At 63.8% G+C, this 26012-nt stretch carries 23 protein-coding genes and 2 pseudogenes; 18 read left to right on the forward strand and 7 right to left on the reverse strand.

The features are described from left to right. Positions 1-1251 carry a DUF763 domain-containing protein gene (locus P6U28_RS09795; protein ID WP_122403795.1) on the reverse strand — a complete coding sequence of 417 codons (1251 nt, stop codon included), beginning with the start codon at positions 1249-1251 and terminating at the stop codon, positions 1-3. A 124-nt stretch (positions 1252-1375) separates the two neighbouring features. Between P6U28_RS09795 and P6U28_RS09800 the strand changes: the two are divergent. The 7 genes and pseudogenes from P6U28_RS09800 to P6U28_RS09830 all read left to right on the forward strand — a co-directional run. Continuing rightward, a pseudogene (locus P6U28_RS09800) lies at positions 1376-2519 on the forward strand (mechanosensitive ion channel family protein). Between the two features lie 88 nt (positions 2520-2607). Next, positions 2608-3318 carry a TetR/AcrR family transcriptional regulator gene (locus P6U28_RS09805; protein ID WP_122403794.1) on the forward strand — a complete coding sequence of 237 codons (711 nt, stop codon included), beginning with the start codon at positions 2608-2610 and terminating at the stop codon, positions 3316-3318. Between the two features lie 31 nt (positions 3319-3349). Further along, entirely contained in the window at positions 3350-4234 is an 885-nt protein-coding gene (locus tag P6U28_RS09810; protein WP_209294355.1) for an amidohydrolase, read from the forward strand. Positions 4235-4304: 70 nt separating this feature from the next. Beyond that, complete coding sequence (locus P6U28_RS09815) at positions 4305-5018, forward strand: PIG-L deacetylase family protein (protein ID WP_122403792.1); 714 nt, start codon at positions 4305-4307, stop codon at positions 5016-5018. Beyond that, entirely contained in the window at positions 5015-5698 is a 684-nt protein-coding gene (locus P6U28_RS09820) for a 4-carboxy-4-hydroxy-2-oxoadipate aldolase/oxaloacetate decarboxylase (protein ID WP_122403791.1), read from the forward strand. Before P6U28_RS09815 ends, P6U28_RS09820 begins: the two co-directional genes overlap by 4 nt. Positions 5699-5722: 24 nt before the next feature. Further along, a complete protein-coding gene (locus P6U28_RS09825; protein ID WP_122403790.1) occupies positions 5723-6592 on the forward strand; it encodes an ABC transporter substrate-binding protein in 870 nt (289 codons plus the stop codon). After that, a pseudogene (locus P6U28_RS09830) lies at positions 6592-6726 on the forward strand (NAD(P)-dependent oxidoreductase); the annotation flags it as partial. The gene P6U28_RS09825 and the pseudogene P6U28_RS09830, both read left to right, overlap by 1 nt. Positions 6727-6778: 52 nt before the next feature. Here the strand turns inward: P6U28_RS09830 and P6U28_RS09835 are convergent. Continuing rightward, positions 6779-7093, reverse strand: a complete 315-nt coding sequence (locus P6U28_RS09835; protein ID WP_122403789.1) for a hypothetical protein — start codon at positions 7091-7093, stop codon at positions 6779-6781. A gap of 229 nt (positions 7094-7322) precedes the next feature. Further along, complete coding sequence (locus tag P6U28_RS09840) at positions 7323-8564, reverse strand: amidohydrolase family protein (RefSeq protein ID WP_122403788.1); 1242 nt, start codon at positions 8562-8564, stop codon at positions 7323-7325. A 147-nt stretch (positions 8565-8711) separates the two neighbouring features. Between P6U28_RS09840 and P6U28_RS09845 the strand changes: the two genes are divergently transcribed. Next, positions 8712-9128, forward strand: coding sequence for a nuclear transport factor 2 family protein (locus P6U28_RS09845; protein ID WP_407122114.1), 417 nt, complete (start codon positions 8712-8714; stop codon positions 9126-9128). On the opposite strand, the gene P6U28_RS09850 is transcribed toward P6U28_RS09845, so the two are convergent. Further along, the gene (locus tag P6U28_RS09850) at positions 9125-9883 is read right to left on the reverse strand and encodes a GntR family transcriptional regulator (RefSeq protein WP_122403786.1); all 759 of its coding nucleotides are present in this window, start codon (positions 9881-9883) and stop codon (positions 9125-9127) included. The genes P6U28_RS09845 and P6U28_RS09850 overlap by 4 nt on opposite strands. 194 nt (positions 9884-10077) lie before the next feature. Between P6U28_RS09850 and P6U28_RS09855 the strand changes: the two genes are divergently transcribed. From P6U28_RS09855 to P6U28_RS09875, 5 genes are all read left to right on the forward strand, one after another. Then, positions 10078-10935, forward strand: coding sequence for an ABC transporter ATP-binding protein (locus P6U28_RS09855; RefSeq protein ID WP_244607674.1), 858 nt, complete (start codon positions 10078-10080; stop codon positions 10933-10935). Then, positions 10935-11711: an ABC transporter permease gene (locus tag P6U28_RS09860; protein WP_122403784.1), complete on the forward strand. Its 777-nt coding sequence runs from the start codon at positions 10935-10937 to the stop codon at positions 11709-11711. The genes P6U28_RS09855 and P6U28_RS09860 overlap by 1 nt, the downstream gene beginning before the upstream one ends. Before the next feature lie 39 nt (positions 11712-11750). Next, positions 11751-12776: an ABC transporter substrate-binding protein gene (locus tag P6U28_RS09865; protein ID WP_407122115.1), complete on the forward strand. Its 1026-nt coding sequence runs from the start codon at positions 11751-11753 to the stop codon at positions 12774-12776. Positions 12777-12792: 16 nt separating this feature from the next. Continuing rightward, positions 12793-14226, forward strand: coding sequence for an amidohydrolase family protein (locus P6U28_RS09870; RefSeq protein ID WP_122403782.1), 1434 nt, complete (start codon positions 12793-12795; stop codon positions 14224-14226). Between the two features lie 149 nt (positions 14227-14375). Beyond that, on the forward strand, positions 14376-15284 hold the full coding sequence (locus P6U28_RS09875; protein ID WP_122403781.1) for an amino acid ABC transporter substrate-binding protein: 909 nt from the start codon (positions 14376-14378) through the stop codon (positions 15282-15284). 21 nt (positions 15285-15305) lie between these two features. Here P6U28_RS09875 and P6U28_RS09880 read toward each other — a convergent pair whose 3' ends face one another. Continuing rightward, positions 15306-16517 (reverse strand): acyl-CoA dehydrogenase family protein, encoded by a 1212-nt coding sequence (locus P6U28_RS09880; protein WP_407122117.1) that lies wholly within the window; start codon positions 16515-16517, stop codon positions 15306-15308. A 49-nt stretch (positions 16518-16566) separates the two neighbouring features. Then, on the reverse strand, positions 16567-18192 hold the full coding sequence (locus P6U28_RS09885) for a long-chain fatty acid--CoA ligase (RefSeq protein ID WP_407122119.1): 1626 nt from the start codon (positions 18190-18192) through the stop codon (positions 16567-16569). Between the two features lie 177 nt (positions 18193-18369). Between P6U28_RS09885 and P6U28_RS09890 the strand changes: the two genes are divergently transcribed. The 5 genes from P6U28_RS09890 to P6U28_RS09910 all read left to right on the forward strand — a co-directional run bounded on the left by P6U28_RS09890 (position 18370) and on the right by P6U28_RS09910 (position 22803). Continuing rightward, positions 18370-20223 (forward strand): NAD(P)/FAD-dependent oxidoreductase, encoded by a 1854-nt coding sequence (locus P6U28_RS09890; RefSeq protein WP_122403778.1) that lies wholly within the window; start codon positions 18370-18372, stop codon positions 20221-20223. Positions 20224-20261: 38 nt separating this feature from the next. Beyond that, the gene (locus tag P6U28_RS09895; RefSeq protein WP_122403777.1) at positions 20262-21080 is read left to right on the forward strand and encodes a lytic transglycosylase domain-containing protein; all 819 of its coding nucleotides are present in this window, start codon (positions 20262-20264) and stop codon (positions 21078-21080) included. A 223-nt stretch (positions 21081-21303) separates the two neighbouring features. Beyond that, positions 21304-21525 (forward strand): hypothetical protein, encoded by a 222-nt coding sequence (locus tag P6U28_RS09900; RefSeq protein ID WP_007592399.1) that lies wholly within the window; start codon positions 21304-21306, stop codon positions 21523-21525. Positions 21526-21537: 12 nt separating this feature from the next. Continuing rightward, a complete protein-coding gene (locus P6U28_RS09905; protein WP_122403776.1) occupies positions 21538-21960 on the forward strand; it encodes a hypothetical protein in 423 nt (140 codons plus the stop codon). 390 nt (positions 21961-22350) lie between these two features. After that, on the forward strand, positions 22351-22803 hold the full coding sequence (locus P6U28_RS09910; RefSeq protein ID WP_122403775.1) for a MaoC family dehydratase: 453 nt from the start codon (positions 22351-22353) through the stop codon (positions 22801-22803). Between the two features lies 1 nt (position 22804). On the opposite strand, the gene P6U28_RS09915 is transcribed toward P6U28_RS09910, so the two are convergent. Then, the gene (locus tag P6U28_RS09915; RefSeq protein ID WP_122403774.1) at positions 22805-25993 is read right to left on the reverse strand and encodes an efflux RND transporter permease subunit; all 3189 of its coding nucleotides are present in this window, start codon (positions 25991-25993) and stop codon (positions 22805-22807) included. Between the last annotated feature and the right edge of the window lie 19 nt (positions 25994-26012).

Genomic DNA, 26012 nt, shown 5'->3' on the forward strand with positions numbered 1-26012 from the left:
TCAGCCGGTCCGCTTTTTTGTGGGCATAAGATCGCGCTCCCAGCCGAACACCGAGCGGCCGTCCAGATCCGGTGAGGCCGCACGTTCACCCGCGATGAAATCCGCAACCGAAGGGCCCTGTGCGGTGCGCTCCAGCCGTCGCGCCTGATCGTCGAGGCGCTTGATCGCCTGCATCTCCTCCTCGCGTCCGAGCTTCGCGTTCTGGATCGCGCCCTTCAGCACCCGAATGGTCTCGTCATAGACCTTGATCGGAACGGGGTAGGGATGTCGGTCCTTGCCGCCATGGGCGAGCGAGAAGCGCGCGGGGTCTCCGAAGCGATAGGGCGCGCCGTGCACGACCTCCGCGACCATCGCGAGCGAGCGCACGGTGCGCGCTCCGACGCCAGGCGTCAGCAGCAGCTCCGGAAAATCGACCGGGCCACGCTCGGCCGCGGCGGCGAGCGTGCCGTGCAGGCGGCGCGCGAACACGTCCTTGGGACGGACGTCGTGATGTGCGGGCATGATCAGGTGCGGCAGCGTGCCTTGTGCCGGCGTGGACTCGGCCTCCATGAGCCGTTCGAATTCGGAGATGATGCGGTCGGGGCCGAGATCGGAGAGCAGCTCGACCTGCGCCGCCCGGGAAATATCGGCGCGATGATCGGTGAGATTGACGATCTCCCCCTGCTGCGGCCCGTCAATTGCGCTGTGCGGCGTATCGACAAAGCTCTTCAGCGCCTCGGAATGCCAGTGATAGCGTCGCGCCTGCCGCTTGTCGCCATTCATGCCCTGCTGCACCACCGTCCATTTGCCGTCGGCGGTAACGAAGAAGCCGTGGAGGTAAAGGTCAAAGCCGTCCTGGACCGCGGCGCTGTCGACCTTGGCCACCAGGCGGCTGGCACGGGTCAGCTTGATGCCGTCGAATCCGACGCGGTCGCCGAGTTGCAACAGCTCATCCGGCGTCTTGCGCGAATGCTGACCTCGGCCGCCACAGACGTAAATCCCGAGCTCGTCCTGAAGCGGTCCGAGCCCACGCTTCAATGCGCCGATCACGGAGGTGGTGATGCCGGAAGAGTGCCAGTCCATCCCCATCACGGCGCCGAACGACTGGAACCAGAACGGATGCGAAAGGCGCTGGAGAAACGCATCGCGGCCGTAATGATGCACGATCGCTTGGGTGACGATCGCCCCCAGCGAGGACATGCGGCTCGCCAGCCACGGCGGAACTCGTCCGGTGTGAAGAGGAAGATCAGCGCTGCCGGTGCGTCGAGTCATGGGTAGCCAAGCTAGCGCATTCCGGCGACGGTTGCACCAGTGGGATGCCGCGTTGCGCGAGGCCGGGGAGCGAAGCTCGCCGCAACGCGTTGAACGCTGACGGGAATGCATTACGGGGACACTCATGAATTGGCAGGGTCTCATGGCCGACATCGACGGGATGCTTGGTTGGGTACCGTCATGGTTCATCGGTCTCAGTCTGGTTGCCGGTGCGATCATCGTCGCGCTGTTCGCGCACCGGGTCGCGGCCTGGCTGCTCAACCGCACCTTCGGAACCCGTCTTCCGCTCTTGCGTGTGTTCATCCAGCGTACGGCAGGCCCGGCGCAAATGGCGCTCTGCCTTGCCGCGGTCGCGCTGGTGCTGCCGCTTGCGCCGCTCGACGACATAATCCGCACCCCGCTGACGCGCCTGTTCGTCGTGTTCTTCATCGCCCTGACCGGCTGGATCTCCATCCGGATCGTCGACATGAGCGCGGCGCGCTATCTGCAGAACTTTCGCGACGTCACAGAGAACTTCATCGCGCGCAAGCACGTCACGCAAGTGCGCGTATTCAAGCGCGTCACCGACACCATCATCGTCATCATCACGGCGTCGACCGCGCTGATGACGTTCGACTCGGTGAGGCAATATGGCGTCAGCCTGTTCGCCTCCGCCGGCGCGGCCGGCATCATCGTCGGTCTTGCCGCGCGGCCGCTGCTGAGCAATCTGATCGCGGGCTTGCAGATCGCGATCACCCAGCCGATCCGCATCGAGGACGCCGTGATCATAGAGAACGAATGGGGCTGGGTCGAGGACATCGCCTCGACCTATGTCGTGATCCGGCTGTGGGACTGGCGCCGCATGGTGGTGCCGCTGTCCTATTTCATCGAAAAGCCGTTCCAGAACTGGACGCGCGACACCGCATCCCTGATCGGCGTGATCGCGCTCCACGTCGACTATCGCGCCGACGTTCCGCGCATCCGGCGCTGGCTGGAAGGCGCGGTGAAGGAGTCAAAACTCTGGGACGGTGCGGTGGTGAATCTGCAGGTGATCGACGCGGATCCGCGCGCCATCGAGCTCCGCGCGCTGGTCAGCGCGCGGAATGCACCGCAATCTTGGGACCTGCGCTGCGAGATCAGGGAGAAGCTCGTGGCCTTCATCCGCGACGAGATGCCGGAGGCGCTGCCGCGCGAGCGCGCGATCCTGATCCCGTCGGGCGACGATGATGCCGATTTGGTGCGACGGGCCCGCGCCGCCGGAGCAAATGCCGGCGCGGGTCCATAACTGAACGGCCCAGGCCCGTTGCTGGACCGTCCTGCCATTGCCCACGGTTTTTGTTGACGAGACCTTATCTTTTGTACGATAGTACAAATCCCATGATCCGCAAACCCACCAGCAAGGAAACGGCCCGCAAGCCGAACATGCGCGAGGCGATCCTCGCCGCGGCCGAGGAGCTGTTCGCCACCAACGGCTTCAACGCCGTCTCGGTACGCGACATCGCGCAGGCCGCAGGGGCCAATCCGGGCAGCGTCACCTACCACTTCAAGACCAAGGACGGCCTGCTGCTGGAGATCTATCGGCGCCATTGCGGGCCGATGAATCTGCGCCGTTCCGAGCTGCTCGCCGCCGCCAGGCGCGTGCGCGATCTTCAGGACCGGTTGGAGGCGATCGTGCGCGCCTATGTGGTGCCGGCGTTCACCTCGGGCAGCGATCTTGCCGGTGGCGGCGCGCGCTTCACGCGGCTGCGCGCGGTGATGTCCGCGGAGGGCAACGAGGTCGCGCGAAAGATCATCGCGCAGACCTTTGACGACACCAGCCATGCCTTCATCGACGCGATCCATGAGAGCCTTCCGCACATCCCGCGCGCCGACATCGTCTGGCGCAGCCATTTCCTGCTCGGTGCACTCTATTATTCGCTGGTGACGCCGGAGCGCGTGTCGCGCCTGTCGCGCGGCGAGGCCGACGGCAGTGATGCCGCGGGCGCCATCGAGCAATTGGTGCAGGCCACCGTCGCCGCCTTCCAGGCGCCGGCGCTGGATCAGACGGCGCCGGCGCGGCGGCGGCCGGCCCTCAGCAGCAAAACTTGAAGCAAGCGATCTCGCTTCGGCGGTTCACCCGATGACGACGATGTACACGCCGACCATTCCGCCGCCCGATCCGAACACGCGCAGGCCGACGTTCAAGCTGCCGAAGCTGTCATGCGATGCGCATTGCCACATCTTCGGGCCCGGCGCAAAATATCCTTACGCGCCGGACCGCTCCTACACGCCGCCGGATGCGCCGCTGGAGGATTTCCGCGCGTTGCACGCCAAGCTCGGCGTCGAGCGCGCCGTCATCGTCAATGCCAGCGTGCACGGCACCGACAACAGGGTGGCGCTCGATGCCATCGCGCAGAGCAACGGCGCCTATCGGGCGGTCGCCAATATCGACGACAGCATCACCGAGCGCGGGCTTCGCGTGCTGCACGAGGGCGGCTTCCGCGGCTGCCGCTTCAATTTCGTCCGCCATCTCGGCGGCGTTCCCGACAAGCGCGTGTTCGACCGCATCATCGCGATGGTCACGCCGCTCGGCTGGCACGTCGATCTGCATTTCGATGCGATCGACCTGCCGGAATATGCCAACATGCTGACCAGGCTGCCGCTGCGCTACACCATCGACCATATGGGCCGGGTGAAGGCGTCGGAAGGGCTCGATCAATTGCCGTTCAGGATTCTGATCGAGCTGATGCAGCGCGATGAGAAGTGCTGGGTCAAGATCTGCGGCCCGGAGCGGGTGTCCTCGCGCGGTTCGCCGTTCACCGACGCGGTGCCGTTCGCGCGAAAGATCATCGAGACCGCGCCGGATCGCGTCGTCTGGGGCACCGATTGGCCGCATCCCAACGTCAAGGTGATGCCGAATGACGGTGACCTCGTCGACCTGATTCCGTTGTTCGCGCCGGAGCCGGAGTTCCAGAACAAGATCCTCGTCGACAATCCCGCGCGCCTGTTCGAGTTCGAGGCATGACGACGTTGCTGAGATCGAGAAGCTGCGCGCCGCAGGGGACGCCGGCCAACGGCTATCAAAGGAGTGACCCATGAAAACAGGTCTCGTGATCACCGCTCATCCGGGCGATTTCGTCTGGCGCGCCGGCGGCGCCATCGCGCTGCATGCGAAGAAGGGCTATCGCATGAAGATCGTCTGCTTGTCCTTCGGCGAGCGCGGCGAGAGTCAGTTCGCCTGGAAGGAGAAGGGCGCGACGCTGGAATCGGTCAAGGCCGGCCGCAGGGACGAGGCGGAGCGCGCCGCAAAGCTGCTTGGTGCCGAAATCGAGTTCTTCGACTGCGGCGATTATCCGCTCAAGCTCACCGAGGCACACTTCGATCGCATGGTCGACATCTACCGGGAGCTCAATCCGAGCTTCGTGCTGACGCACGCGCTGGAGGACCCGTATAATTTCGACCATCCGAACGCGGCGCATTTCGCGCAGGAGACGCGCGTGGTCGCGCAGGCGATGGGCCATAAGCCCGGCGCGCAGTACAAATATTCGGCACCGCCGGTGTTCCTGTTCGAGCCGCACCAGCCCGAGCAGTGCAACTACAAGCCCGACACGATCCTCAAGATCGACGAGGTCTGGAACGAGAAGCACGAGGCGTTCCAGATCCTCGCCGCGCAGAAGCATCTCTGGGGCTATTACGAACGCGTTGCGCTCAACCGCGGCATCCAGGGCAGCCGCAACACCGGCGTGCCCATGACTTACGGCGAGGCTTATCAGCGCCTGTTTCCGACGGTTGCGGAGGAACTGGCATGAAGTCGGTCGTCGTTCGCAACATCAAGCGCGCCGATCCCGCCGGAATGGCGGAGTACGGCGTCTCGACCGTGCACGAGGCCTATGGCCGCATTGGCCTGATGAAGCCTTACTTGCGCCCCGTCTGGGCAGGCGCGTCGATCGCCGGTCCCGCCGTCACCGTGCTGGCGCAACCCGGCGACAACTGGATGATCCATGTCGCGGTCGAGCAGTGCAGGAAGGGCGACATCCTCGTCGTCGGCTGCACCACCGATAATACCGACGGCATGTTCGGCGAGCTGCTCGCCACCTCGCTCCAGGCCCGCGGCGTGCAGGGGCTGATCATCGATGCCGGCTGCCGCGATGTCAAAGCGCTGCACGAGATGAAATTTCCGGTGTGGTCCCGCGCTATCTCGGCCAAGGGCACGGTGAAGGCCACGCCCGGCTCGGTCAACGTCCCCGTGGTCTGCGCCGGCGTCAATGTCGATCCCGGCGACATCGTCGTGGCCGATGATGACGGCGTGGTGGTGGTCGCGAAACGCTATGCTCCTGAAGTCGCCGAGAAGGCGAAGAAGCGCAACGCGGATGAAGCAGGCAAGCGCACGCGGCTGGCCTCGGGCGAGCTCGGCCTCGACATGTACGGCATGCGCGAGGCACTGGCGAAGGTCGGCCTCGTCTATGTCGACAATCCCGAGGACGTCTGAAGCGACGGGAAGCGGAGCGGGTGCATGGATCGTCTCAAGTTGAAGACCGTGCTCGGTGGTCACCCTCACGTCAAGGCGGTGAAGAGCGGCGAACTCCGCTCCGACCTCTTCGATCTCGACTTTGTCGAGTACACGCCAACCAACGCGGCGTTCAAACCGATGGTGCGCGAGCAAGCCTTCGACGTCTGCGAGATGGCGATCGTCACCTATCTGATGGCGAAAGCCCACGGCAAGCCATTGGTGCTGCTACCGGCAACCATGCTCGGCCGCTTTCAGCATTCCCATGCGCTGTACAACCCCGCGCATCGAACGCTGCGGCCGACCGATCTCGAAGGCAAGCGCGTCGGCATCCGCTCCTTCACGACCACGACGGGGGCCTGGATCAGGGGCATCCTTGCCAACGACTACGGCGTCAATCTCGACAATGTCAAATGGGTGACGTTCGAGGATCCCCATGTCGCCGAATATGTCGACAGCACCGAGCGCGCGCCGAAGGACAAGAAGATTCTCCAGATGCTGCTCGACGGCGAGCTCGACGCCGCGCTCGGCGAGACCTCGGATAATCCCAAGCTGAAGCCGCTGTTTCCCGATCCCGCCGGCGAGGCCGCCAAATGGTACGCGCGGCGCGGCGTCGTGCCGGTCAATCATCTGGTGGTCGTGACCGAGCAACTCGCGAAATCGCGCCCCGATGTGGTCGCGGGCGTTTATGATCTGCTCAAGCGGAACAAGGAGCAGGCAGGACCTGCGGCAACACCCGACCTCGTCCCGTTCGGGATCGAGGCCATTAGGAAGCCGCTCGAGCTGATCGTCGACTATGCGTTTCAGCAGGCGCTGATTCCGCGGTGCTACGCGGTCGAAGAGCTTTTCGATGTGACGACGCGAGGATTGAACTGATGGCAGATGATCCCAGGCGCTGGCAGATCGGGCTGGTCGGCTATGGCGAGGGCGGCAGGATTCTGGCCGAGCATTTGCGTCAGCAGGACATCAAGATGGCCGCCTACGACATCAAGCTCGGTGGCGAGCAGGGCGAACCGAGGCGGACCGGATCCTCGCCAAGATCAATCGCACCAAGTAATCAGATCAAGATCGTGCCAAGACCCGAAAGCTCACGACCTGGTCGCGCGCGCGTTCGATCAGATCGATCAGATTTCTGGATTTGCGGACGAGCTGCTCCGTGGCCGGTTGTGTGCGGAATTCCGCTAGCACGGCGCGAACGCATTTGTTGGCGGCATCGAGCGTCCAGAGCGTACGGTTCACGTCGGCCTGCGTCTGGATCGCCGTGATATCGAGACCCGAGAGAACATGGCCGATGCCGTCGAGCCGCTTCACCGCCGAATCGGTGGGTGTACGGGCCGGGACGGAATCATCATCGATGCTGCTGAATGCGCTGAACATACCCCTACTTCCCCACTGAACGCATATGGTCAGTGCAGGCCGTAGTTATGGTCGGCGTGGCCAGCCTCGCAATGCGTTGGGCTACGGTCCGGGATTCTACCGACTTCGGTAGGCTCGAGCCGGCGGTAAAATCGAACTGCGGGGACCGCTCGTACGACGGCGTGATGACCAATTCGGAATGTTCCGCGTGCAGTGTCACGCGATCCCGGGATATCCAGCGGAACCGCTCTCACCTCTTCGGACTGAACAGGGTGGGCCGCTGCCGCGCAAATGTCTGCCGGCCGCCCTTGAAGCCCATCAGGACATCGGGCAGCTCACCGATAGCGAAGCGGCCGTCCTTTGTATCGAGCACGATGAGATCGGCGGGATTGCCGACCTTGATACCGTAATCGCTGAGGTTCATCAGCCGGGCCGGGAGCTCGGTCACGAGATCGAGGCAGGTGTCGAAATCGCTCACCGAGGCGTGCGCGACATTTGCGTAGAAATTCGCCATCCGCAGCAGCGAGGCATCGCCGAACGGCGTGAAGGGGTTGAGCACGTTGTTGGTCGCGATCGAGCACACGACGCCGTCGCCCGCGAGCTTGTGTGCAAGCGTCAGCCCGCGTGGCGCGTTGCAGGGAGCTTCGCGCCCCATCAGATAGAGATCGGTCGCGGGCAGCACGGTGACGGCAATGCCGGCCTTTGCCAGCTGCGCGGTGGCGGCCTTCATACGCTCCGGCGGCAGTGCGGAGAGTTTTGTCGCGTGGCCGATCGCCACACGTCCCCCGTAGTTGCGCCGCCCGGTCTGGCGGCAAACCTCATCGAGATGCCACCAGGTGGGGTCGAGATCGAAATCGAGATGCAGGTCGACATCGACGTCGAATTCCTCAGCGAGATCGAAGACGCGCGCGAGATGCGCATTTGGGTCGGCGTCCATGTAGGGACAGCCGCCGATGACCTCGCCGCCGTCGCGCAGCGCCTGGATCAGCAACTCCTCGGCTCCGGGATCGTTGGTCAGGCCTTCCTGCGGGAAGACGCAGAGCTCCAGATCGATCGCCCAGGCGTAGTCGCGCTGAAGCGCCTTCACCGCCTCGAAGCCGCGCAAGCCGATGCGCGGGTCGATCTCGACATGCGTTCGCATCCGCGTCGTGCCGTGGACGATGGCGCGTTCGAGCACTTTTGCGCCGCGCGCGTAGACGTCCTCGACCGTGAAATCCTTCTTCATCCCGGCAACGGCGCGGATCGCTTCCGAGAGGCTGCCGTGATCGTGCGCGCAGCGGCCGAGCAGGCAGGCCTTGTCGAGATGGATGTGCGTGTCGACGAACCCGGGCAGGGCGAGATGCCCACTGAGATCGATCTCGACAGCCTCGCAGGCGAGGTGGGGCTCGATCGCTGCGATACGTCCGCCCTTCACGCCGATATCAAGGGGTGCGGCGGATGATCGCAACAGCGCGTTGCGGAAGATCAGGTCTAGGGAGCTCTGGGTCAGCATGGCGTGAATTCAACTGCGGCAGCCTAGCGGAAGCCGTGGCAGCAGGCAGCTCCAGAATGTGTGCAGTCGGGGTGGCGGATTGTTCAAAAAATATGCATGCACTTTGAGGGCTGAATTGTAGAATGCCGGCACTCTGGAGAACCCGCCATGTCCGTGCCCGCCAAAGCCGAACGTCCGATGACCGACGCCGAAATCGTGGAGGCCTATCTCACGGCTTCGATGATACCCGATCCCGACGCAGCGGTGGCTTACATGAAGCCGGGGACGGTGATCACGTTCACCGGCGGACGCGAGTTCGATCATCCGCGTGGGCCGACCGGCTTCAATGCGAAACGCTATCGCTGGGTCAAGAAGAAGATGGACCGCTTCGACGTCTGCTCCGGTGCGGAGGAGACCGTCGTCTACAGTGTCGGCACGCTCTACGGCGAATGGATGGACGGTACGCCGTTCGAGGGCAACCGCTATGTCGACCGCTTCGTCGTCCGGAGCGGGCAGATCGTCAAGATGGATGTCTGGAATGACAGCGCCGAGCGCATCCTCGTTCAGCGCGGCATCGAGGCTTAGCCCCTCCGCGCGATTTTCGGCAGCTTGACGACGCGGTCGCTCGTCACCTCGTCGGCATAGGGCGCCAGAATATCGAGCAGATCACGGCCGCGCTGCGGAGTCGGAGCGACCAGCGCGCGATTGGCCACGGAATCGAGGTGATGATGCATCAGTTCCATCACCTTGGCCGCGTCGCCCTTGGCCAGCGCTGATATGATGGCGCGATGCTCGTTGATGGCGCATTCGGTGGAATGCGGCCGGCTGTAGAGCGACAGCGTCAGGCAGCAGCGATAGGCGACCTCGCTGACATAGCGCACCAGGATCGGGCTGTTCGTCATGTGCGCGAGCAGGATGTGGAATTCGGTCGCGAGCCGGATCGAGACCGCATCCGTGCCGCCGCGGGCGCGATCCTCGGCGTCGACATGGGCGTTCAGCTCGGCGATCTGCGCCTTGGTCAGCTTGCCCGCGAGCTGACGCACGACGAGACGTTCGAGCTCGATGCGGATGTCGAATGCGTCGCGCGCCTCCTGCCAGCTCGGCGTCGCCACCACCGCGATCCGGTTGCGGCGGAGCTCGACGAGACCTTCGGCGGCGAGTTGGCCCAGCGCGTGGCGGGCAATGGTGCGGCTGACGCCAAAGCGCTCGCCGAGCGCGTCCTCGGGCAGCTTTGCGCCGGGCTCCAGCGCCTGCTCGATGATGGCGCGCCGCAACGCGCGGCAGATCACGCTGACCTTGTCCGATGATTCAGAAGTCCTGCTGCTCGCGCGCGCCGGCATCGGCGAATCCCATACGAGGTGAGATCTCTCTTTAGCATAGGCTCGCGTCAATTCAGCGCTCGAATTGCATGCAGTTTGGGGCCCGCGCTGCCCAAATCGAATCCGGTGATTTGGCGCAGGTTTTGGCGAGGTCATTGAATTCGCGGGCGCCGATCTCTGGCATCTGGCTTGCATGCACTTTGACCGTGATGCGCATGCAACCCAAGACCCAGCTTGACCGCCAGCCCCGTCCCGAAGGCGCCGCCGCGACTGCTATCGAGCTGTCGGAAGCGTCCGTGACCTTCGGGCGCGGCGACCGCGCCGTGCCGGCTCTATCGAAGACCACGCTGAAAATCGCTGACGGCGAGTTTGTCGCACTGGTCGGCCCGTCCGGATGCGGCAAGTCGACCATTTTGCGTCTCGTCAGTGGCTTGGTGCAGCCGACCAGCGGCGTCGTCATCGTCGGCGGCCGCGAGGTGGCGGCGCGGGCGATGCGAGTCGGCATGGCCTTCCAGAACCCGACCATGCTGCCGTGGATGACGATCGAGCGGAATATCATGCTGCCGCTGAAGATCGTCGAGCCGTTCCGCTCGAATTTCCGCAGGCTGCGCAAGACCGAGTTTCGCGACAAGGCCAACGCGCTGCTGGAGCAGGTCGGCCTCAAGGGGTTCGGCAGCCGTTATCCCTGGCAACTCTCCGGCGGCATGCTCCAGCGCGCCAATCTCTGCCGCGCGCTGATCCACGAGCCACGCATGCTGCTGCTGGATGAGCCTTTCGGCGCGCTCGACCAGTTCACCCGCGAGGAACTGTGGGCGATCCTTCAGACCCTCTGGATGACGCACAAGCCGACCGTGCTGCTGGTCACTCACGATCTGCGCGAGGCCGGTTTCCTCGCCAGCCGCATCTGCGTGATGAGCGCGCGCCCCGGCCGCATCCTCGACGACAGCCGCGTCGGGTTCGCGCGGCCGCGCACGGTCGCGATGACCTTCGAGCCGGATTTCGTCGCGCTGAACCAGAAGCTGCGCGCCTTCATCGAAGATGCGCGCAGCGCAGCTGTGCAGGGGGCAGGCTGATGTTCGGGATCGATGTCAGGCAGAAGGCGTGGTCGGCGGGGCTGATCGTGCTGTTCTTCCTCGCCTGGGAGCTGTTCTGCCTGATGACCGGCATGTCCGACCTGGTGTTGCCGCGGCCCTCGCAGGTGTTCGTGACGCTGGTCCAGCGTTTCCCGGTGCTGTGGCCGCACATCGTGCAGACGCTCGCCACCACCATGTTCGGCTTCGTCCTCGGCGTCGCGCTCGGTGTCGCCCTCGGCGCGATCATCGGCGTCTCCAAGACGGCCTATGACACCTGCTATCCGCTCCTGATCGGCTTCTCCTCGATCCCCAAGGTCGCTGTCGTGCCGATCTTCGTCCTGTGGTTCGGCTCCGGCACGCTGCCGGCGGTGCTGACCGCGCTGTCGATCTGCTTCTTCCCGATCGTCGTCAATATCGCGACAGGCCTTGCGACCACCGAGCCCGAGCTCGAGGACGTCTTGAAGGCGCTCGGCGCCAGCAAGCTCGACATCCTCTGGAATGTCGGTCTGCCCAGGACCATGCCGTTCTTCTTCGCTTCGCTGAAGGTCGCGATCTCCTACGCTTTCGTCGGTGCAGTGCTGTCGGAAACGGTCGCCTCCAACCGCGGCATCGGCAACGTCATGATGACCGCGTCCTCCAACTTCAACGTGCCGCTGGTGTTCGCCGGCCTGTTCGTGCTCGCCGGCCTCGGCGTCGCGCTCTACGTCGTGTTCTCGCTGATCGAGGGCCAGGTCACCGGCTGGGCCACGCGCAAGAACGACGTGATCGCCACCTGAATTCTTGAACCGTCACGCAACGAAGCTGAGGAGGTCTCGATGTTGAGGATGTTAAGTGCGGCGCTGGTGGGATTGGCGCTGTCCGCAGGCGCCGCTACGGCGGAGGAAACCACGATCAAGTTCACACTGGGCTGGAAAACCCAGGGCAGCGACGCCGCATTCTTCTATGCCAAGGACCACGGTTTCTTCAAGGAAGAGGGCCTCAACGTCGTCATCGACCAGGGCGAGGGCTCCGGCGCCACCGTCACGCGCGTGATGTCCGGCGCCTATGACGCCGGCTTCGGCGACGTCAATGCCATCATCCAGAACGCCTCGACCAAGCCGCAGGAGGCGCCGGTGATGGTCTACATGATGTGGAATCAGCCGCCGTTCGCCATCGTCGCCAAGAAGACCAGTGGCATCAACACCATCAAGGATTTCGAAGGCCACACGCTCGGCGGCGCGCAGGGCACGCCGACGACGCGCCTTCTGCCGGTGTTCACGCGCAAGAATGGGCTCGACGGTGAAAAGATCAAGATCTCCAACATGGCGCCGAATCTGCAGGAGCCGATGCTGATCAAGGGCGATATCGATGCCGCCCTGGTCTTCAATATCACCAGCTATTTCAACCTGGTGCTCAACCGCCAGGATCCGGAGAAGGACTTCAAATGGTTCTCGTTCGGTGAGTACGGCCTCGATCTCTATTCGAACGGCGTGATGGTCTCCCGCAAGCTGATCGCCTCGAACCCGAAGGCCGTAGCGGGCCTGGTGCGCGCCATCAACAAGGGCGCGATCGCGGTTGCCAAGGACCAGAACGCCGGAATGAAGGCGGCGCTGAACTACGACAACCTCATTAATGCCGATGTCGAGAAGCGCCGGCTGCAATATTCCTTCGAGAAGCTGATCGTCTCGCCGGAGATGAGGGAGATCGGCATCGGCGACATCAAGGACGACCGCATGACACGCGCCATCGGCATTGTGGTCGAGGGCTATCAGCTCGCCCGCGCGCCGACGCCGGCAGAAGTGTTCTCACGCGAATTCCTGCCACCGCGCGCGGAGCGGGAGCTGGTGTATACTGCCAACTGATTTCGGAGGGACAGCCATGGTCACGCAGATTGCGGCAACCAGCCTGTTCCGTGACCCTGACCGCGGCGTCAGCGACAATGTCGTGCTGCGGCACGACCGGGGCGTCATCACCGATATCTCGGAAGGAGCGGGACCGGGGCCTCGCTCCTTCGTCATCCCGGCCTTCGTCAACGCCCATGATCATGCCCGCGCCACAGCGTCGTCCTTCGGCGCCGTCGGCATGCCCCTGGAAAGCTGGATCCTGCGGACCGCATTGGGCTCACCAGTCGATCCCTATCTGACGGCAGCCTCTGCGTTGGCCCGTTCCGCCAAGGCAGGCTGCGCGGCCATGATGGTCCACTACACCCGCCCGAGCGGGACGATGCCGTTGGTCGACGAGGCCAAGGCCGTCGCGAAAGCTGCGTCCGACGTCGGCATCCGCATCGCGTTTGCGATGGCCGTGCGTGACCGCAACCCGATCGTCTATGGTGATGCCGAGCCGGTGCTCTCGGGACTTCCCAGGGAGGACCGCAAGACCATCGAGGATCTCTTCGTTCGCACGCCGATCTCGCCCAAGGCTTATATCGAGCTGACCGACGCCATTGCCGCCGCCATCGCCGGCCCGATGGTCGACGTGCAACTCGGGCCCGCCGGCGTGCAATGGTGCTCGAAGCCGCTGCTGGAAGCGGTGGCCGAGAACTCCGCGCGGACCGGCCGCCGCATTCACATGCACCTCCTGGAAACGGTGTACCAGCGTGCCTGGGCCGACCAGAATTTTCCCGATATGGTGCGTTGGCTGCGCGACGTTGGCTTCCTCTCCGAGCGGCTGACGCTGGCGCATTGCGTCCACGCCCGCCCGGACGAGCTGGAGATGATCGCAGCCTCCGGCGCACGCATCGTCACTAACTTCAGCTCGAATATGCATCTGCGCTCCGGCCTCGCCCCGATCCCGGGCGCCCACAAATGCGGCTGCCCCATCACTGTCGGCGTCGACGGGCTGGCGCTGGATGAGGATGACGATATCCTCCGCGAAATGCGGCTGGTGCTGATGGTCCATGGCGGCCTCGGCTTCGAGGCGACATGGACACCGGCCGAAATGTTTGCACTCGCCATCCGCAACGGGCGCCGCGCCACCGGCGCGCCGGGTACCGGCGAACTCGCTGCTGGCAACCCCGCCGACTACGTCGTCATCGATCTCGACCGGCTCGATCGCGACGCGATCATGCCGGTCGATCCGATGGCGCTGCTGTTCGCGCGCGGCAATGCGTCGCTTGTGAAGGAGGTCGTCGTCGCCGGCAAGACCATCGCGAGGGAAGGGGTCTGTTCTGGCGTCGATCTGCCGGTGATCGAACAGGAATTGCGGGCAATGTACCGCGCCAATGTCGGCAAGCTCCACAGCTTCCAGCGTGTGTGGCCGCCGCTGTCACAGCGACTGGAGGGCTGGTTCGAACAGCAGCTGACCTGCGAGTGACATGCCGAACGGCGCCGCGACGGAATGTATATCACGGAATGTATATCAAAGAGCGATGGCTGGTAGACGCAGCCGCGTCTGGCGCTTGACGGACCTGTAGGCTATCAGCTCCTAGATAGTTCGACACCAGTCCGTTCGAGGAGTCCCTGATGCGCCTACCTACCATTCTCCTGGCCCTGACATGTCTTGCGGGCGCAGCTTCAGCCGAAGACCTCACGGGCACGCTCCAGAAGGTCAAGGAGACCAAGAAGATCACGTTAGGCTATCAGGAAGCCTCGGTGCCATTCAGCTATTTCGACGGCAACCAGAAGCCGGTCGGCTTCGCGATGGACATCTGCCTCAGGATCGTCGATGCCGTGAAGAAGCAGCTCGGCATGCCCGACATCGCAGTCGATTATCTCGCCGTGACCTCGTCGAACCGGATCCCCTTAATGGTCAACGGCACGCTCGACCTGCATTGCTCGGCGACCACCAACAACGCCGACCGCCAGAAGCAGGTCGCTTTCACCAACACGCATTTCCTCAGCGCGACGCGGTTTGCCGCCAAGAAGGCCGCCAAGATCAACACCATCGACGATCTCAAGGGCAAGGCGGTGACGGCGGTCGCGGGATCTGTGAATCTGACGCAACTCGCCAAGGTCAACACCGACCGCAACCTCGGCATCAACATCATGCCGGCCAAGGACCAGGCCGAGGCCTTCCTGTTGCTGGAGACCGACCGCGCCCAGGCCTACGCACTCGACGACGTCCAGCTTGCGGTTGCGATCGCGCGGTCGAAGGAGCCGCAAGCATTCATGATCAGCGAGGAGGCGTTCTCCAAACCGGAGCCCTACGGCATCATGCTGCGGCGAGAGGACGCTCCATTCAAGGCGCTCGCCGATCGCGCAACCGCGGAGCTTTATGCCAGCCCGGAGATCGAGGTCCTCTACAAGAAATGGCTGCAATCGCCGACACCGCCGAACGGCCTCAACTACAACGTCCCGATGTCATCAGCCTTGCGCAACGCGTTCAAGAAACCGAGCTCCAGCGCCGATCCCGATGTGTATGTGGCGAACTGAGGCGAAGGAAGAGCGCTCTGCTTAAGCGTTCGAATACTTCTTCAGTTCGAATCGCGCGATCTGGTTCCGGTGAACCTCATCCGGCCCGTCGGCAAGACGCAGCAGACGCGCGGTGGCGTAAGCTTGGGTCAGTCCGAAATCGTTTGAGGTGCCGCCGCCGCCATGGGCCTGGATTGCCCAGTCGATGATCTGGCAGGCAATGTTGGGTACGGCAACCTTGATCATGGCGATCTCGGCCTTCGCGACCTTGTTGCCGACCGTGTCCATCGCGTGGGCCGCATTCAGCGTGAGCAGCCGCGCCTGCTCGATCATGATGCGGGCTTCCGCAATGCGCTCCTGCGTCACCGTCTGCTCCGAGACCGGCTTGCCGAAGGCAACCCGGCTGCGCACGCGCCGGCACATCTTCTCAAGCGTGCGTTCGGCAAGGCCGATCAGGCGCATGCAATGATGGATGCGGCCGGGCCCGAGGCGGCCCTGCGCGATCTCGAAACCGCGGCCTTCGCCGAGCAGCATGTTCTCTTTGGGCACGCGTACATTTGTGAAGATCACTTCGGAAGCGCGGTCCGGCACGCCGTAGAAGCCGAACACGGGCAGGGGACGTTTCACCTCGATACCCGGCGTGTCCATCGGCACCAGGATCATGGATTGCTGCTTATGACGATCCGGATTGTCTGGGTCGGTCTTGCCCATGAAGATGCAGATCTTGCAGCGAGGGTCGGTCGCGTTGGTCGTGTACCATTTGCGGCCGTTGATGACGTAATGGTCGCCGTCGCGCACGATCGAGCTTTCGATGTTGGTCGCATCGGATGATGCGACCGCCGGCTCGGTCATGGCGAAGCAGGAGCGGATCTCGCCTGCAAGCAGTGGCTTCAGCCAGCGCTCCTTGTCCTGCTCCGAGCCGTAGCGCTCCAGTACCTCCATGTTGCCGGTGTCGGGTGCCGAGCAGTTGAACACCTCCGGTGCGAGATGCGAGCGGCCCATCACCTCGCAGAGCGGCGCGTATTCGAGATTGGAAAGACCCGCGCCGTGATTGCTCTCGGGCAGGAACAGATTCCACAGCCCCTCGGCGCGCGCCAGCGGCTTCAGCTCCTCGATGACCGGATAGACCTTCCACGGCCCGAGCTCTTCGGCCTCGCGATAGAACCGCTCCTCGTTCGGATAGATGTGCCGGTCCATGAAGCTTTCGAGCCTGCGCTTGAGCTCGATGACTTTGGGCGACATCGGGTAGAGCATCTTTGGTCTCCTTGATCGATGGGCGGCACGGACGCGATCGCGGGCCGCTTCATGTGACGCGATACTCCCTAAATCTCTCGCGCAGCGCGGATTTCAGCACCTTGCCGGTGCCGGTCATCGGGAATTCATCGAGGAATTCGACGGCGTCCGGCAGCCACCAGCTCGCGATCTTCGGACGCATGTGGTCGAGCAGCGTCTTGCCGTCGACGGTCGCGCCCTTCTTGCGGACGACGAGGAGGAGCGGGCGCTCCTGCCATTTCTCGTGTGTGATCGCGACCACAGCCGCTTGCAGCACGTCGGGATGGGACAGCGCAATGTCCTCGAGCTGGATCGAGGAGATCCATTCGCCGCCGGACTTGATCACGTCCTTGGAGCGGTCGGTCAGCGTGACGTGGCCTTGGCCGTCGATCACGGCCATGTCGCCGGTGATCAGCCAGCCGTCGCGGTCGAGGCCCTCGTCGAGCTTCATGTAGCCGGAGGCGACCCAGGGCCCACGGGCGCGCAGATGGCCGACGGTCTTGCCATCGCGCGGCAGCTCAACGCCGGCATCGTCGACGATGCGCAAGGCGGTGCCGAAACAGGCGCGCCCCGAGACTTGGCGCCGATCGAATTTCTCCTTGTCGCTCAGATGTTCCGAGCCAGGCCGGAGGCTCGGCATCGAGCAGCCCAAGGCCTCGGTCATGCCCCAGGCCTGGATGTAATCGACATTGTACTCGCGCTTGAGCTTCTCGACCATCGCGCGGGGCGGGGCGGAGCCCGACGACAGCGTCGCGCGGAGCGCGGAGAATTTGTTGCCGGTGCGCCCAAGCCAGTCGAGCAGGATCAGCCAGAAGCTCGGCACGCCCGCCGAGAGTGTCACCTTCTCGCCCTCGAGCAATTCATAGAGCTTGTCGGGCTCGTAGTTGCGGCCGGGCAGCACCAGCTTCGAGCCGGTGTAGGGCGCGGTGAACGGCATGTTCCAGCCATTGCCGTGGAACAGCGGCGCCATCGGCATCATAACCTCGCGCACGCCTTCGACGTGGCCCGGTAGGAAGTCGAAACTGCAGCAGGTCATGGTCTGCAGGATCGCGGCGCGGTGCGAGTAGATCACGCCCTTGGGATTGCCGGTGGTGCCCGAGGTGTAGCAGATCGTCGAGGCGGATTTTTCGTCGAATTCCGGCCAGGCAAAGCCGGTGTCGTTCTCCTTCTCCAGAAGCTCTTCGTAACAATGCACGTTCGCGAGCTTCGTGTCCGGCATCCGCTCGCGCGAGGACATCACGACATAGGCCTCGATCGTCTCGAGCTGCGGCGCGATGGCCTCGACGATCGGCAGCGTGGCACGGTCGATGAACAGCAGGCGATCTTCGGCGTGGTTGATGATGTAGACGAGCTGCTCGGGAAACAGGCGCGGGTTGATGGTGTGCAGTACATAGCTCATGCCCGGCGCGGCGTAGAACATCTCGAAATGCCGGTGCGTATTCCAGGCCAGCGTGCCGACGCGGTCGCCGGGATTCATGCCAAGCCGCTTCAACGCGAGCGCCATGCGCTTGATGCGCGGATGGGCGTCCGCGTAGGTGTAGCGATGGATGTCGCCCTCGATCTCGCGCGCGACGATCTCGGCTTCGCCGTGATAGTCGGCCGCATATTGGATCAGGCCGCTGATCAGAAGCGGCATGTCCATCATCAATCCCTGCATGGTCTCCTCCAGATGCCGCGTCGTTGCGTGGCGCAGATTTTTGATTTGCGCGGAAGGTTAGCGGAACGTCGCGGAGCCTTCACGCAAAAAACAGCGAGCGCGATTGCATGCAGCGCTTTTTCGAGGCTAACGTGAGGTGAGCTGCCGGCGAAGCAGCCTTTGCGGTGGAGGAGATGGATGTCAGCGGAAAGACACAAGATCGATACAACCGACGCATCTATGGTCGACGTTTCCGCTCTCCGTGCCCGCTACCGCGACGAGCGCGATCGTCGCCTGCGCGGGGAGGGCAAGGCGCAATATGTCGAGGTCACAGGCGAGTTCAGCCGGTATCTCGACGACCCCTGGGCCGATCCCGGCTTTGCGCGGCCAGCCATCAGCGAAGCGACCGAAGTGCTCATCGTCGGCGGCGGCTTCGGTGGTCTGTTGTGTGGCGCACGATTGCGCGAGGCCGGCATCGCGGATTTTCGCATCGTGGAAAAGGCCGCCGACTTCGGCGGCACCTGGTACTGGAATCGTTACCCCGGCGCTGCCTGCGATACCGAGAGCTATATCTATCTGCCGCTCCTGGAAGAGACAGGCTACATGCCGGTGCGCAAATACGCCCGGGCGCCGGAGATCTACGAGCACTCGCGCCGCATCGGCCGTCATTTCGGGCTCTACGAGCGCGCACTGTTTCAGACCGTCATCTCGCGGATGACGTGGCAGGAGCAGGAGGCGCGCTGGCTGGTCGAGACCGATCGGGGCGACCAGATCCGCGCACGCTTCGTCATTCTTGCCGGAGGACCGCTGAGCCGTCCGAAGCTGCCGGGCATTCCCGGCATAGAGACGTTCAAGGGGCACAGCTTCCACACCAGTCGTTGGGACTACGACTACACCGGCGGCAATGCCGATGGTGGCCTGACCGGTCTTGCCGACAAGCGCGTCGGCATCATCGGCACCGGCGCAACCGCCGTGCAATGCGTGCCGCACCTCGGCCGTTCGGCGAAGGAGCTCTATGTCTTTCAGCGCACGCCGTCCGCGATCGGTGTTCGCGACGACCGGCCAACGGATCCGGCCTGGGCGCAGAACCTCAAGCCAGGCTGGCAGCGCGAACGCATGGATAATTTTACGTCCGTGATTTCAGGCGAGCCGTTCGAACAGGATCTGGTGCAGGACGGCTGGACCGGCCTGCTCGGCGAGATCCTGCTGGCGCCGCGCCGCCAGAAGCAGCCGGTGACCTCGATGGAGGAGGCGCTGCAGGTCATCGAGCAGGCGGACTACCGCAAGATGGAGGAGATCCGCGCCCGCGTCGATGCCGTGGTGACGGACGAGGCGACCGCTTCCGCGCTCAAGCCCTGGTACAAGGCATTCTGCAAGCGGCCGTGCTTCCACGACGAATATCTCGACACGTTCAATCGCCCCAACGTGCATCTCGTGGATACCAGAGGGCAGGGCGTCGAGCGCATCACGGAGAACGCTGTCGTGGTCGGCGGCAAAGCCTATGAGCTCGACTGCCTGATCTATGCCAGCGGTTTCGAGGTCGGCACCGATTACGCGCGCCGCATGGGCTTCGAGGTCTATGGCCGGGACGGCATCAGCCTGTCCCAGCGCTGGCGCGACGGCGTCAAGACGCTGCACGGCTTCTACAGCCGCGGCTTCCCGAACTGCTTCCTGATCGTCACTGTGCAAGCCGGACAGAGCGCCAACTTCCCGCACATCATCGACGAGCAGTCGCGGCACATCGCCTATGTCATCAAGCAGGCCCGCGAGCGCAAGGCGCGCACCCTGGAGCCGACGCTTGCCGCCGAGAACGCCTGGGTGGACGAGGTCGTCAAGGCCGCACTCGGCCGGCAGACCTATCTCGCCGAATGTACGCCGGGCTACTACAACAACGAAGGCGTATTCGATCCGATCGCGGCAAGAAACAGCCAATATTGGCGCGGGCCCGTGGCATTCCTGCGGCTGCTCGACAGATGGCGCAAGGAGGGCAATCTGGAAGGCCTCGAATTGTCCTATCATCAGGCCATGGAGTCGGCGCGTTCCACCGGGTAAGATTGCGCCGCCGAGCGGTACAGGACGGGAGACTGGGTATGATGAGGGGCGGGACTGTTGCGGGAGCGGTTTTGGGCGCCATGACGCTGCTCGGCTGCCTGGCATCCTCCGCCGAAGCGGCGCAATGCGGCAGCTCGCCGGCCGGCTTCGAGGCCTGGAAGCGCGAGTTCAGCGCGGAGGCGCAGGGCAAGGGCATCGGCCCCACCGCACTGTCGGCGCTGATGCAGACCAATTACGCCAGCGCGACCATTGCGGCCGACCGCGGCCAGCGCAGCTTTTCGCTGACGCTCGATCAGTTCCTGGCCAAGCGTGGCGCCACCACCATCGTCGCCAAGGGCCGGCAGCTCAAGCAGTCGCAGGCCGCCTTGTTCGCCTCGATCCAGCAGCGCTATGGCGTCCCGCCCGGGCCGCTGATCGCGATCTGGGGCATGGAGACCGGCTTCGGCAGTCAGCGCGGCAACCAGAACATGCTGTCGTCGATCGCGACCCTCGCGTATGATTGCCGCCGTCCCGAATTCTTTACGGACCAGCTCTACGCCGCCTTGAAGCTGATCGACCGCGGCACGCTGTCGGGATCGACCCGCGGCTCCATGCATGGCGAGGTCGGCCAGACCCAGTTCATGCCCAAGAACATTTTGGCCTACGGCACTGGCAATCTCGACGTTGCTGCGAATGCGCTGAGCTCGACAGCGAATTTTCTCAAAGCGCATGGCTGGCGCGCGGGAGCCGGGTACCAGCCGGGCGAGCCGAATTTCGCTGCCATCGAGGCTTGGAATGCCGCAGGCGTCTATCAGAAGGCAATCGCGCTGATGGGCCGGCAGATCGACGAGGGTGGGGGCGCCGCAGCCTCGCGCTAGAGTATGATCCAGACCCGAAGGGCCGCGTTAGCGAAAAGTGTTGCGCGGCTTTTTCGAAAAGATCATGCTGAAACAATAACCTAAAGCGCGATGACGATCTCATCGCGCTGAAGGTTGCTCAGCAAGGCGTGATGCGCCGACGCGAGAAAGTTGTTGCCATTGGGAACCGGCGGCACGAGGTTTGCTTTTATCAAGTTCAGGGCTGGGCATGAGGAGACTCAATATGGCTACCCAGATCGTGATGGACCAGACGGGCGATACGCGCCACGAGTTTGATCCTGGCAATGCCGAAGCGCTGGCGCGAGCCGAACGGCGCTTTCGGGAGCTGACCGGAGCCGGCTTCACCGCCGCGCTTCGAACCGGGCCCGGCGAAGTCACCCGTATCAGATCGTTCGATCCGACCGCGCAGGAAACGTTGTTCTATCCCCGCCTGGTCGGCGGCTGATCTGAGCTGCTCATGATCGCGGCAGTTTGGCTTCGCGCACCGGCGCGTGCGCGTTTGCATGCGCTGCGTGAACTCTATCGCCGCTTCTTCGGCGAGAACACGCCGGATGCCCGCGGCCGCCGGCTTCTGGCCGAATGGCTGACGCCGGCGCAGCGCGCGCAGTTCGAGCAGCACCGGTATTTCGACGTCGTCGGCTGCGACACCGGCAGGACCTATCGCATCCATTACGGCACGGCCGCCAACGTCCATGAGATCGATGTTGAAGGGCACGCGACGATGGGGTGGTGCTTCGTCCCGTCAGGCTTCCTGGTGCCGGGCGACGTGATGCTGGCGCAGAAGATCGCGCTCGAGACTGACGAGAAGGGAGCGCTTGCGCTCGCCAACCGGTTTCCGCCGGCCACGCATTCCGAGCACTTCTACCGACGGCCTTTCTAGCGCGGGTAAGGGCGAGGCGGTCAGGAGTGCGTGGTGCGGTAGGCGTCCAGCGCATGCGCCGCGAAGATGCCGATGCTGCAAAGCGCGAGCAGGGCTGAGATCAGCTCAATCATAGCTCGTCCTCCAGTAGCGGCTGGGCGACAAGATTTTGGCAGCAGGAATATTCGTAGATCAGGTCCAGGATGAATTGCATGGTGGCCGTCCCTGTATTTGTTTTGACAACCACTTAACTGGCCATCTGTTTCAGGCGTGTTTCGTCGCATCGGGAAAGGGGTTTCGCGCGGAACCCTGCGCTGGTTTGTGCGCTGCGGGCCCGCTATATCCCGCTATCGCTCAGGGCCATTTAAGCCGTCTCCTCGGGAGCGGCGCATCATATTGCGAGGCAAAATCATGGCGCAGGTCGAGTGGTTCGACGATCTCACCGTCGGAATGCGGTTCAAGTCCCCCGAAGTTCTGGTCACCGAGGCCGACATCAAGCGCTTCGCTGCCGAGTTCGATCCGCAGCCGATGCATCTCGACGATGAGGCCGCCAAGACGACCCTGTTCAAGGGGCTTGCTGCCTCGGGATGGCACACCGCCGCGATCGCCATGAACCTCGCGATCCAGACCCGCCCGTTCGGTCCGCATCCGCTGATTGGCGCCGGTGTCGATGGCCTGCGCTGGACGATGCCGGTGCGGCCCAATGATCGTCTGCATCTGGTCGGCGAGGTTATGAGCCTGACGCCGTCCAAGTCGAAGCCTCAGGGTATCGCGCTGGTCAAATGGACCATGCTCAACCAGAACGGCGAGGAAGTTTACACCTTTACTCCCATCGCCATCGTACCGCGGCGGGACTCGCGTTGAATCATTCGGCGAGCCCCTGAACCGGCGCCGCGCTGATGTCGCTGCCGTGATGCGTCAGCGGCTTCATGCCGGTGACGGTTCTGAGCAACACATAGAACACCGGTGTCAGGAACAGGCCGAACACGGTGACACCGATCATGCCGGAGAACACGGCGACGCCCATGGCGCGCCGCATCTCCGAGCCTGCGCCCGTCGAGAGCACCAGCGGCAGCACGCCCATGATGAACGCCATCGACGTCATCAGGATCGGGCGCAGTCGCAGCCGGCTGGCTTCGATCGCGGCCCGGATCGGCGTGCGCCCCGCAAACTCGAGCTCGCGCGCGAATTCGACGATCAGGATCGCGTTCTTGGCGGAGAGGCCGACGAGCACGATGAGGCCGATCTGGGTGAAGACGTTGTTGTCGCCCTTCGAGATCCAGACGCCGAACATCGCAGCGAGCAGGCCCATCGGCACGATCATGATGATCGAGAGCGGCAGGGTCAGGCTCTCATAGAGCGCGGCCAGCACGAGGAACACCAGCAGGATTGCCAGCGGGAATACCCAGATGCCTGAATTGCCGGCGATGAACTCTTGATAGGTCAGGTCAGTCCATTCGAAGGCAAAGCCGGGCGGCAGCACCTCCGCGGCAATCCGCGTCGCGGCTTCTTGTGCCTGGCCCGACGAAAAGCCGGGGGCTGCCGCCGCGTTTATGTCGGATGACAGGAAGCCGTTGTAGCGGATCGCGCGCTCTGGTCCTGCGCTCTGGCGGATCTTGAGCAGCGCCGACAGCGGCACCATGTCGCCTGAGGACGAGCGCACTTTCAACTGCCTGATGTCGTCGGCGCGGGCGCGGAACGGCGCGTCAGCCTGGACCCGGACGGAGTAGGTGCGGCCAAACTTGTTGAAGTCGTTGACGTAGTAGGACCCGAGGTAGATCTGCAGTGTGTTGAATACTTCAGTCACGGGCACGCCAAGCTGGAGCGCCTTGGTGCGGTCGATGTCGGCGAAGAGCTGGGGCACGTTGACCTGGAAGCTCGAGAACACGCCGGCGATCTCCGGCGCCTTCTGCATCGCCGCCATGAACGCCTTGGTGGCTTCGTTCAAGGCGTCATAGCCGAGGCCGGCGCGGTCCTCGATCTGCAGCTTGAAGCCGCCGATGGTGCCGAGGCCGTTGACCGGCGGAGGCGGGAACATGGCGATGAACGCCTCCTGGATGCCGGCATATTTCTTGTTCAGCTCGGCCGCGATCGCTGGCCCGCTGAGCGAGGGATCCTTGCGTTCGTCGAACGGCTTCAGCGTCGAGAACACGATGCCGGCATTGGAGGAATTGGTGAAGCCGGAGATCGACAGGCCTGGAAAGGCCACCGAGCTCTCGACGCCGGGCTGGGTCAGCGCGATGTCGCTCATCTTGCGGATGACTTCTTCGGTACGGTCGAGCGTGGCGCCATCGGGCAGGCGAGCGAAGCCGACGAGGTATTGCTTGTCCTGTCCCGGCACGAAGCCGCTCGGCACCTGCTGGAACAGCAGGGCAGTGAGGCCGACCAGCCCCACATAGAGGCCCATCACCGCGGCCTTGCCCGAGATCACCTTGGTAATGGTGCCGCTGTAACTCTCCGACGAGTAGGTGAACGCCCGATTGAAGCGGCGGAAGAACCAGCCAAGGCTCTTTTCCATGACGATCGTCAGCTTGTCCTTCGGCTCGTCATGGCCCTTGAGCAGCAGCGCCGACAGTGCCGGTGACAGCGTCAACGAGTTGATGGCGGAGATGACCGTCGAAATCGCGATCGTCAGCGCGAACTGCTTGTAGAACTGCCCGGTGAGACCGGAGATGAAGGCGAGCGGCACGAACACCGCGATCAGCACCAGCGCGATCGCGATGATCGGACCCGACACCTCGCGCATGGCCTGATAGGTGGCATCCCGCGGCGACAGCCCGGCCTCGATATTGCGCTCGACATTTTCGACCACGACGATGGCATCGTCGACGACGATGCCGATTGCGAGCACGAGGCCGAACAAGCTGAGCGCGTTGATCGAGAAGCCGAACACGTGCATCACCGCAAACGTGCCGACGATCGACACGGGCACGGCGAGAAGGGGAATGATCGAGGCCCGCCAGGTCTGCAGGAACAGGATCACGACCAGCACCACCAGCGCGATCGCCTCCAGCAGCGTGTGGATGACGGCCTCGATCGAGGAGCGCACGAACTGGGTGGGATCGTAGACGATCTGGTAGGACACGCCTTCCGGCATGTTCTTCTTGATCTCGGCCATGGTGGCGCGGACGTGGTCGGAAATCTGCAGCGCGTTGGAGCCGGGCGCCTGGAAGATCGGGATTGCCACCGCCTGCTTGTTGTCGAGCAGCGAGCGCAGGCCGTACTCGGACGCGCCAAGCTCGATGCGTGCGACGTCGCGCAGCCGCACCACTTCGCCGCGTGCGCCGGTCTTGACCACGATGTCGCCGAACTGCTCCTCGTTTGCGAGCCGGCCTTCCGCATTGACCGAGAGCTGAAGATCAATGCCTTTGATGTTTGGGGAAGAGCCGACGACGCCAGCGGCGGCCTCGACGTTCTGCGCCTGGATCGCCCGCACGATGTCGCTCGCGGTCAGCCCATGCTCGGCCGCCTTCTGCGGATCGACCCAGACCCGCATCGAATAGTCGCCGGCGCCGTAGAGCTGGACGTCGCCGACGCCATCGATCCGCGCCAGCCGGTCCTTGACGTTGAGCACGGCATAGTTGCGCAAATACGTCATGTCGTAGCGGCCGTTCGGCGACAACAGATGCACCACCATGGTGAGGTCGGGCGACGACTTCTTGGTGATGATACCGAGCTGGCGCACCACATTGGGCAGGCGCGGCTCGGCCTGCTGCACGCGGTTTTGCACCAGCTGCGTGGCCTTGTCGGGGTCGGTGCCGAGGCGGAACGTCACCGTCAGCGTCATGGCGCCATCGGTGGTCGCCTGGCTCGACATGTAGAGCATATTCTCAACGCCGTTGATCTGCTCTTCGATCGGTGTCGCCACCGTCTCCGCGATCACCTTGGGGTTGGCGCCGGGATAGGTCGCGCGCACCACGACGGAGGGCGGCACCACGTCCGGATATTCCGAGATCGGCATCGCGAACAGCGAGATCAGGCCGGCGAGGAAAATCAGGACCGACAGCACGCCGGCGAAAATCGGACGATCGATGAAGAATTTTGAGAGATTCATGGCCTTGCCCCTGGGCAAT

This window comes from Bradyrhizobium sp. STM 3561, assembly GCF_045571455.1.
Lineage (GTDB): Bacteria > Pseudomonadota > Alphaproteobacteria > Rhizobiales > Xanthobacteraceae > Bradyrhizobium > Bradyrhizobium vignae.

Excerpts from the sequence above, each read along its gene's own strand:
- P6U28_RS09820 (WP_122403791.1), top strand. The coding sequence starts at position 5,015 with ATGAAGTCGGTCGTCGTTCGCAACATCAAGCGCGCCGATCCCGCCGGA.
- P6U28_RS09880 (WP_407122117.1), bottom strand. The coding sequence starts at position 16,517 with ATGCTCTACCCGATGTCGCCCAAAGTCATCGAGCTCAAGCGCAGGCTC.
- P6U28_RS09835 (WP_122403789.1), bottom strand. The coding sequence starts at position 7,093 with ATGTTCAGCGCATTCAGCAGCATCGATGATGATTCCGTCCCGGCCCGT.
- P6U28_RS09865 (WP_407122115.1), top strand. The coding sequence starts at position 11,751 with ATGTTGAGGATGTTAAGTGCGGCGCTGGTGGGATTGGCGCTGTCCGCA.
- P6U28_RS09850 (WP_122403786.1), bottom strand. The coding sequence starts at position 9,883 with ATGCCGGCGCGCGCGAGCAGCAGGACTTCTGAATCATCGGACAAGGTC.
- P6U28_RS09815 (WP_122403792.1), top strand. The coding sequence starts at position 4,305 with ATGAAAACAGGTCTCGTGATCACCGCTCATCCGGGCGATTTCGTCTGG.
- P6U28_RS09860 (WP_122403784.1), top strand. The coding sequence starts at position 10,935 with ATGTTCGGGATCGATGTCAGGCAGAAGGCGTGGTCGGCGGGGCTGATC.
- P6U28_RS09885 (WP_407122119.1), bottom strand. The coding sequence starts at position 18,192 with ATGCAGGGATTGATGATGGACATGCCGCTTCTGATCAGCGGCCTGATC.
- P6U28_RS09905 (WP_122403776.1), top strand. The coding sequence starts at position 21,538 with ATGATCGCGGCAGTTTGGCTTCGCGCACCGGCGCGTGCGCGTTTGCAT.
- P6U28_RS09805 (WP_122403794.1), top strand. The coding sequence starts at position 2,608 with ATGATCCGCAAACCCACCAGCAAGGAAACGGCCCGCAAGCCGAACATG.
- P6U28_RS09795 (WP_122403795.1), bottom strand. The coding sequence starts at position 1,251 with ATGACTCGACGCACCGGCAGCGCTGATCTTCCTCTTCACACCGGACGA.
- P6U28_RS09895 (WP_122403777.1), top strand. The coding sequence starts at position 20,262 with ATGATGAGGGGCGGGACTGTTGCGGGAGCGGTTTTGGGCGCCATGACG.
- P6U28_RS09915 (WP_122403774.1), bottom strand. The coding sequence starts at position 25,993 with ATGAATCTCTCAAAATTCTTCATCGATCGTCCGATTTTCGCCGGCGTG.
- P6U28_RS09840 (WP_122403788.1), bottom strand. The coding sequence starts at position 8,564 with ATGCTGACCCAGAGCTCCCTAGACCTGATCTTCCGCAACGCGCTGTTG.
- P6U28_RS09845 (WP_407122114.1), top strand. The coding sequence starts at position 8,712 with ATGTCCGTGCCCGCCAAAGCCGAACGTCCGATGACCGACGCCGAAATC.
- P6U28_RS09825 (WP_122403790.1), top strand. The coding sequence starts at position 5,723 with ATGGATCGTCTCAAGTTGAAGACCGTGCTCGGTGGTCACCCTCACGTC.
- P6U28_RS09870 (WP_122403782.1), top strand. The coding sequence starts at position 12,793 with ATGGTCACGCAGATTGCGGCAACCAGCCTGTTCCGTGACCCTGACCGC.
- P6U28_RS09910 (WP_122403775.1), top strand. The coding sequence starts at position 22,351 with ATGGCGCAGGTCGAGTGGTTCGACGATCTCACCGTCGGAATGCGGTTC.
- P6U28_RS09900 (WP_007592399.1), top strand. The coding sequence starts at position 21,304 with ATGGCTACCCAGATCGTGATGGACCAGACGGGCGATACGCGCCACGAG.
- P6U28_RS09855 (WP_244607674.1), top strand. The coding sequence starts at position 10,078 with ATGCAACCCAAGACCCAGCTTGACCGCCAGCCCCGTCCCGAAGGCGCC.
- P6U28_RS09810 (WP_209294355.1), top strand. The coding sequence starts at position 3,350 with ATGACGACGATGTACACGCCGACCATTCCGCCGCCCGATCCGAACACG.
- P6U28_RS09875 (WP_122403781.1), top strand. The coding sequence starts at position 14,376 with ATGCGCCTACCTACCATTCTCCTGGCCCTGACATGTCTTGCGGGCGCA.
- P6U28_RS09890 (WP_122403778.1), top strand. The coding sequence starts at position 18,370 with ATGTCAGCGGAAAGACACAAGATCGATACAACCGACGCATCTATGGTC.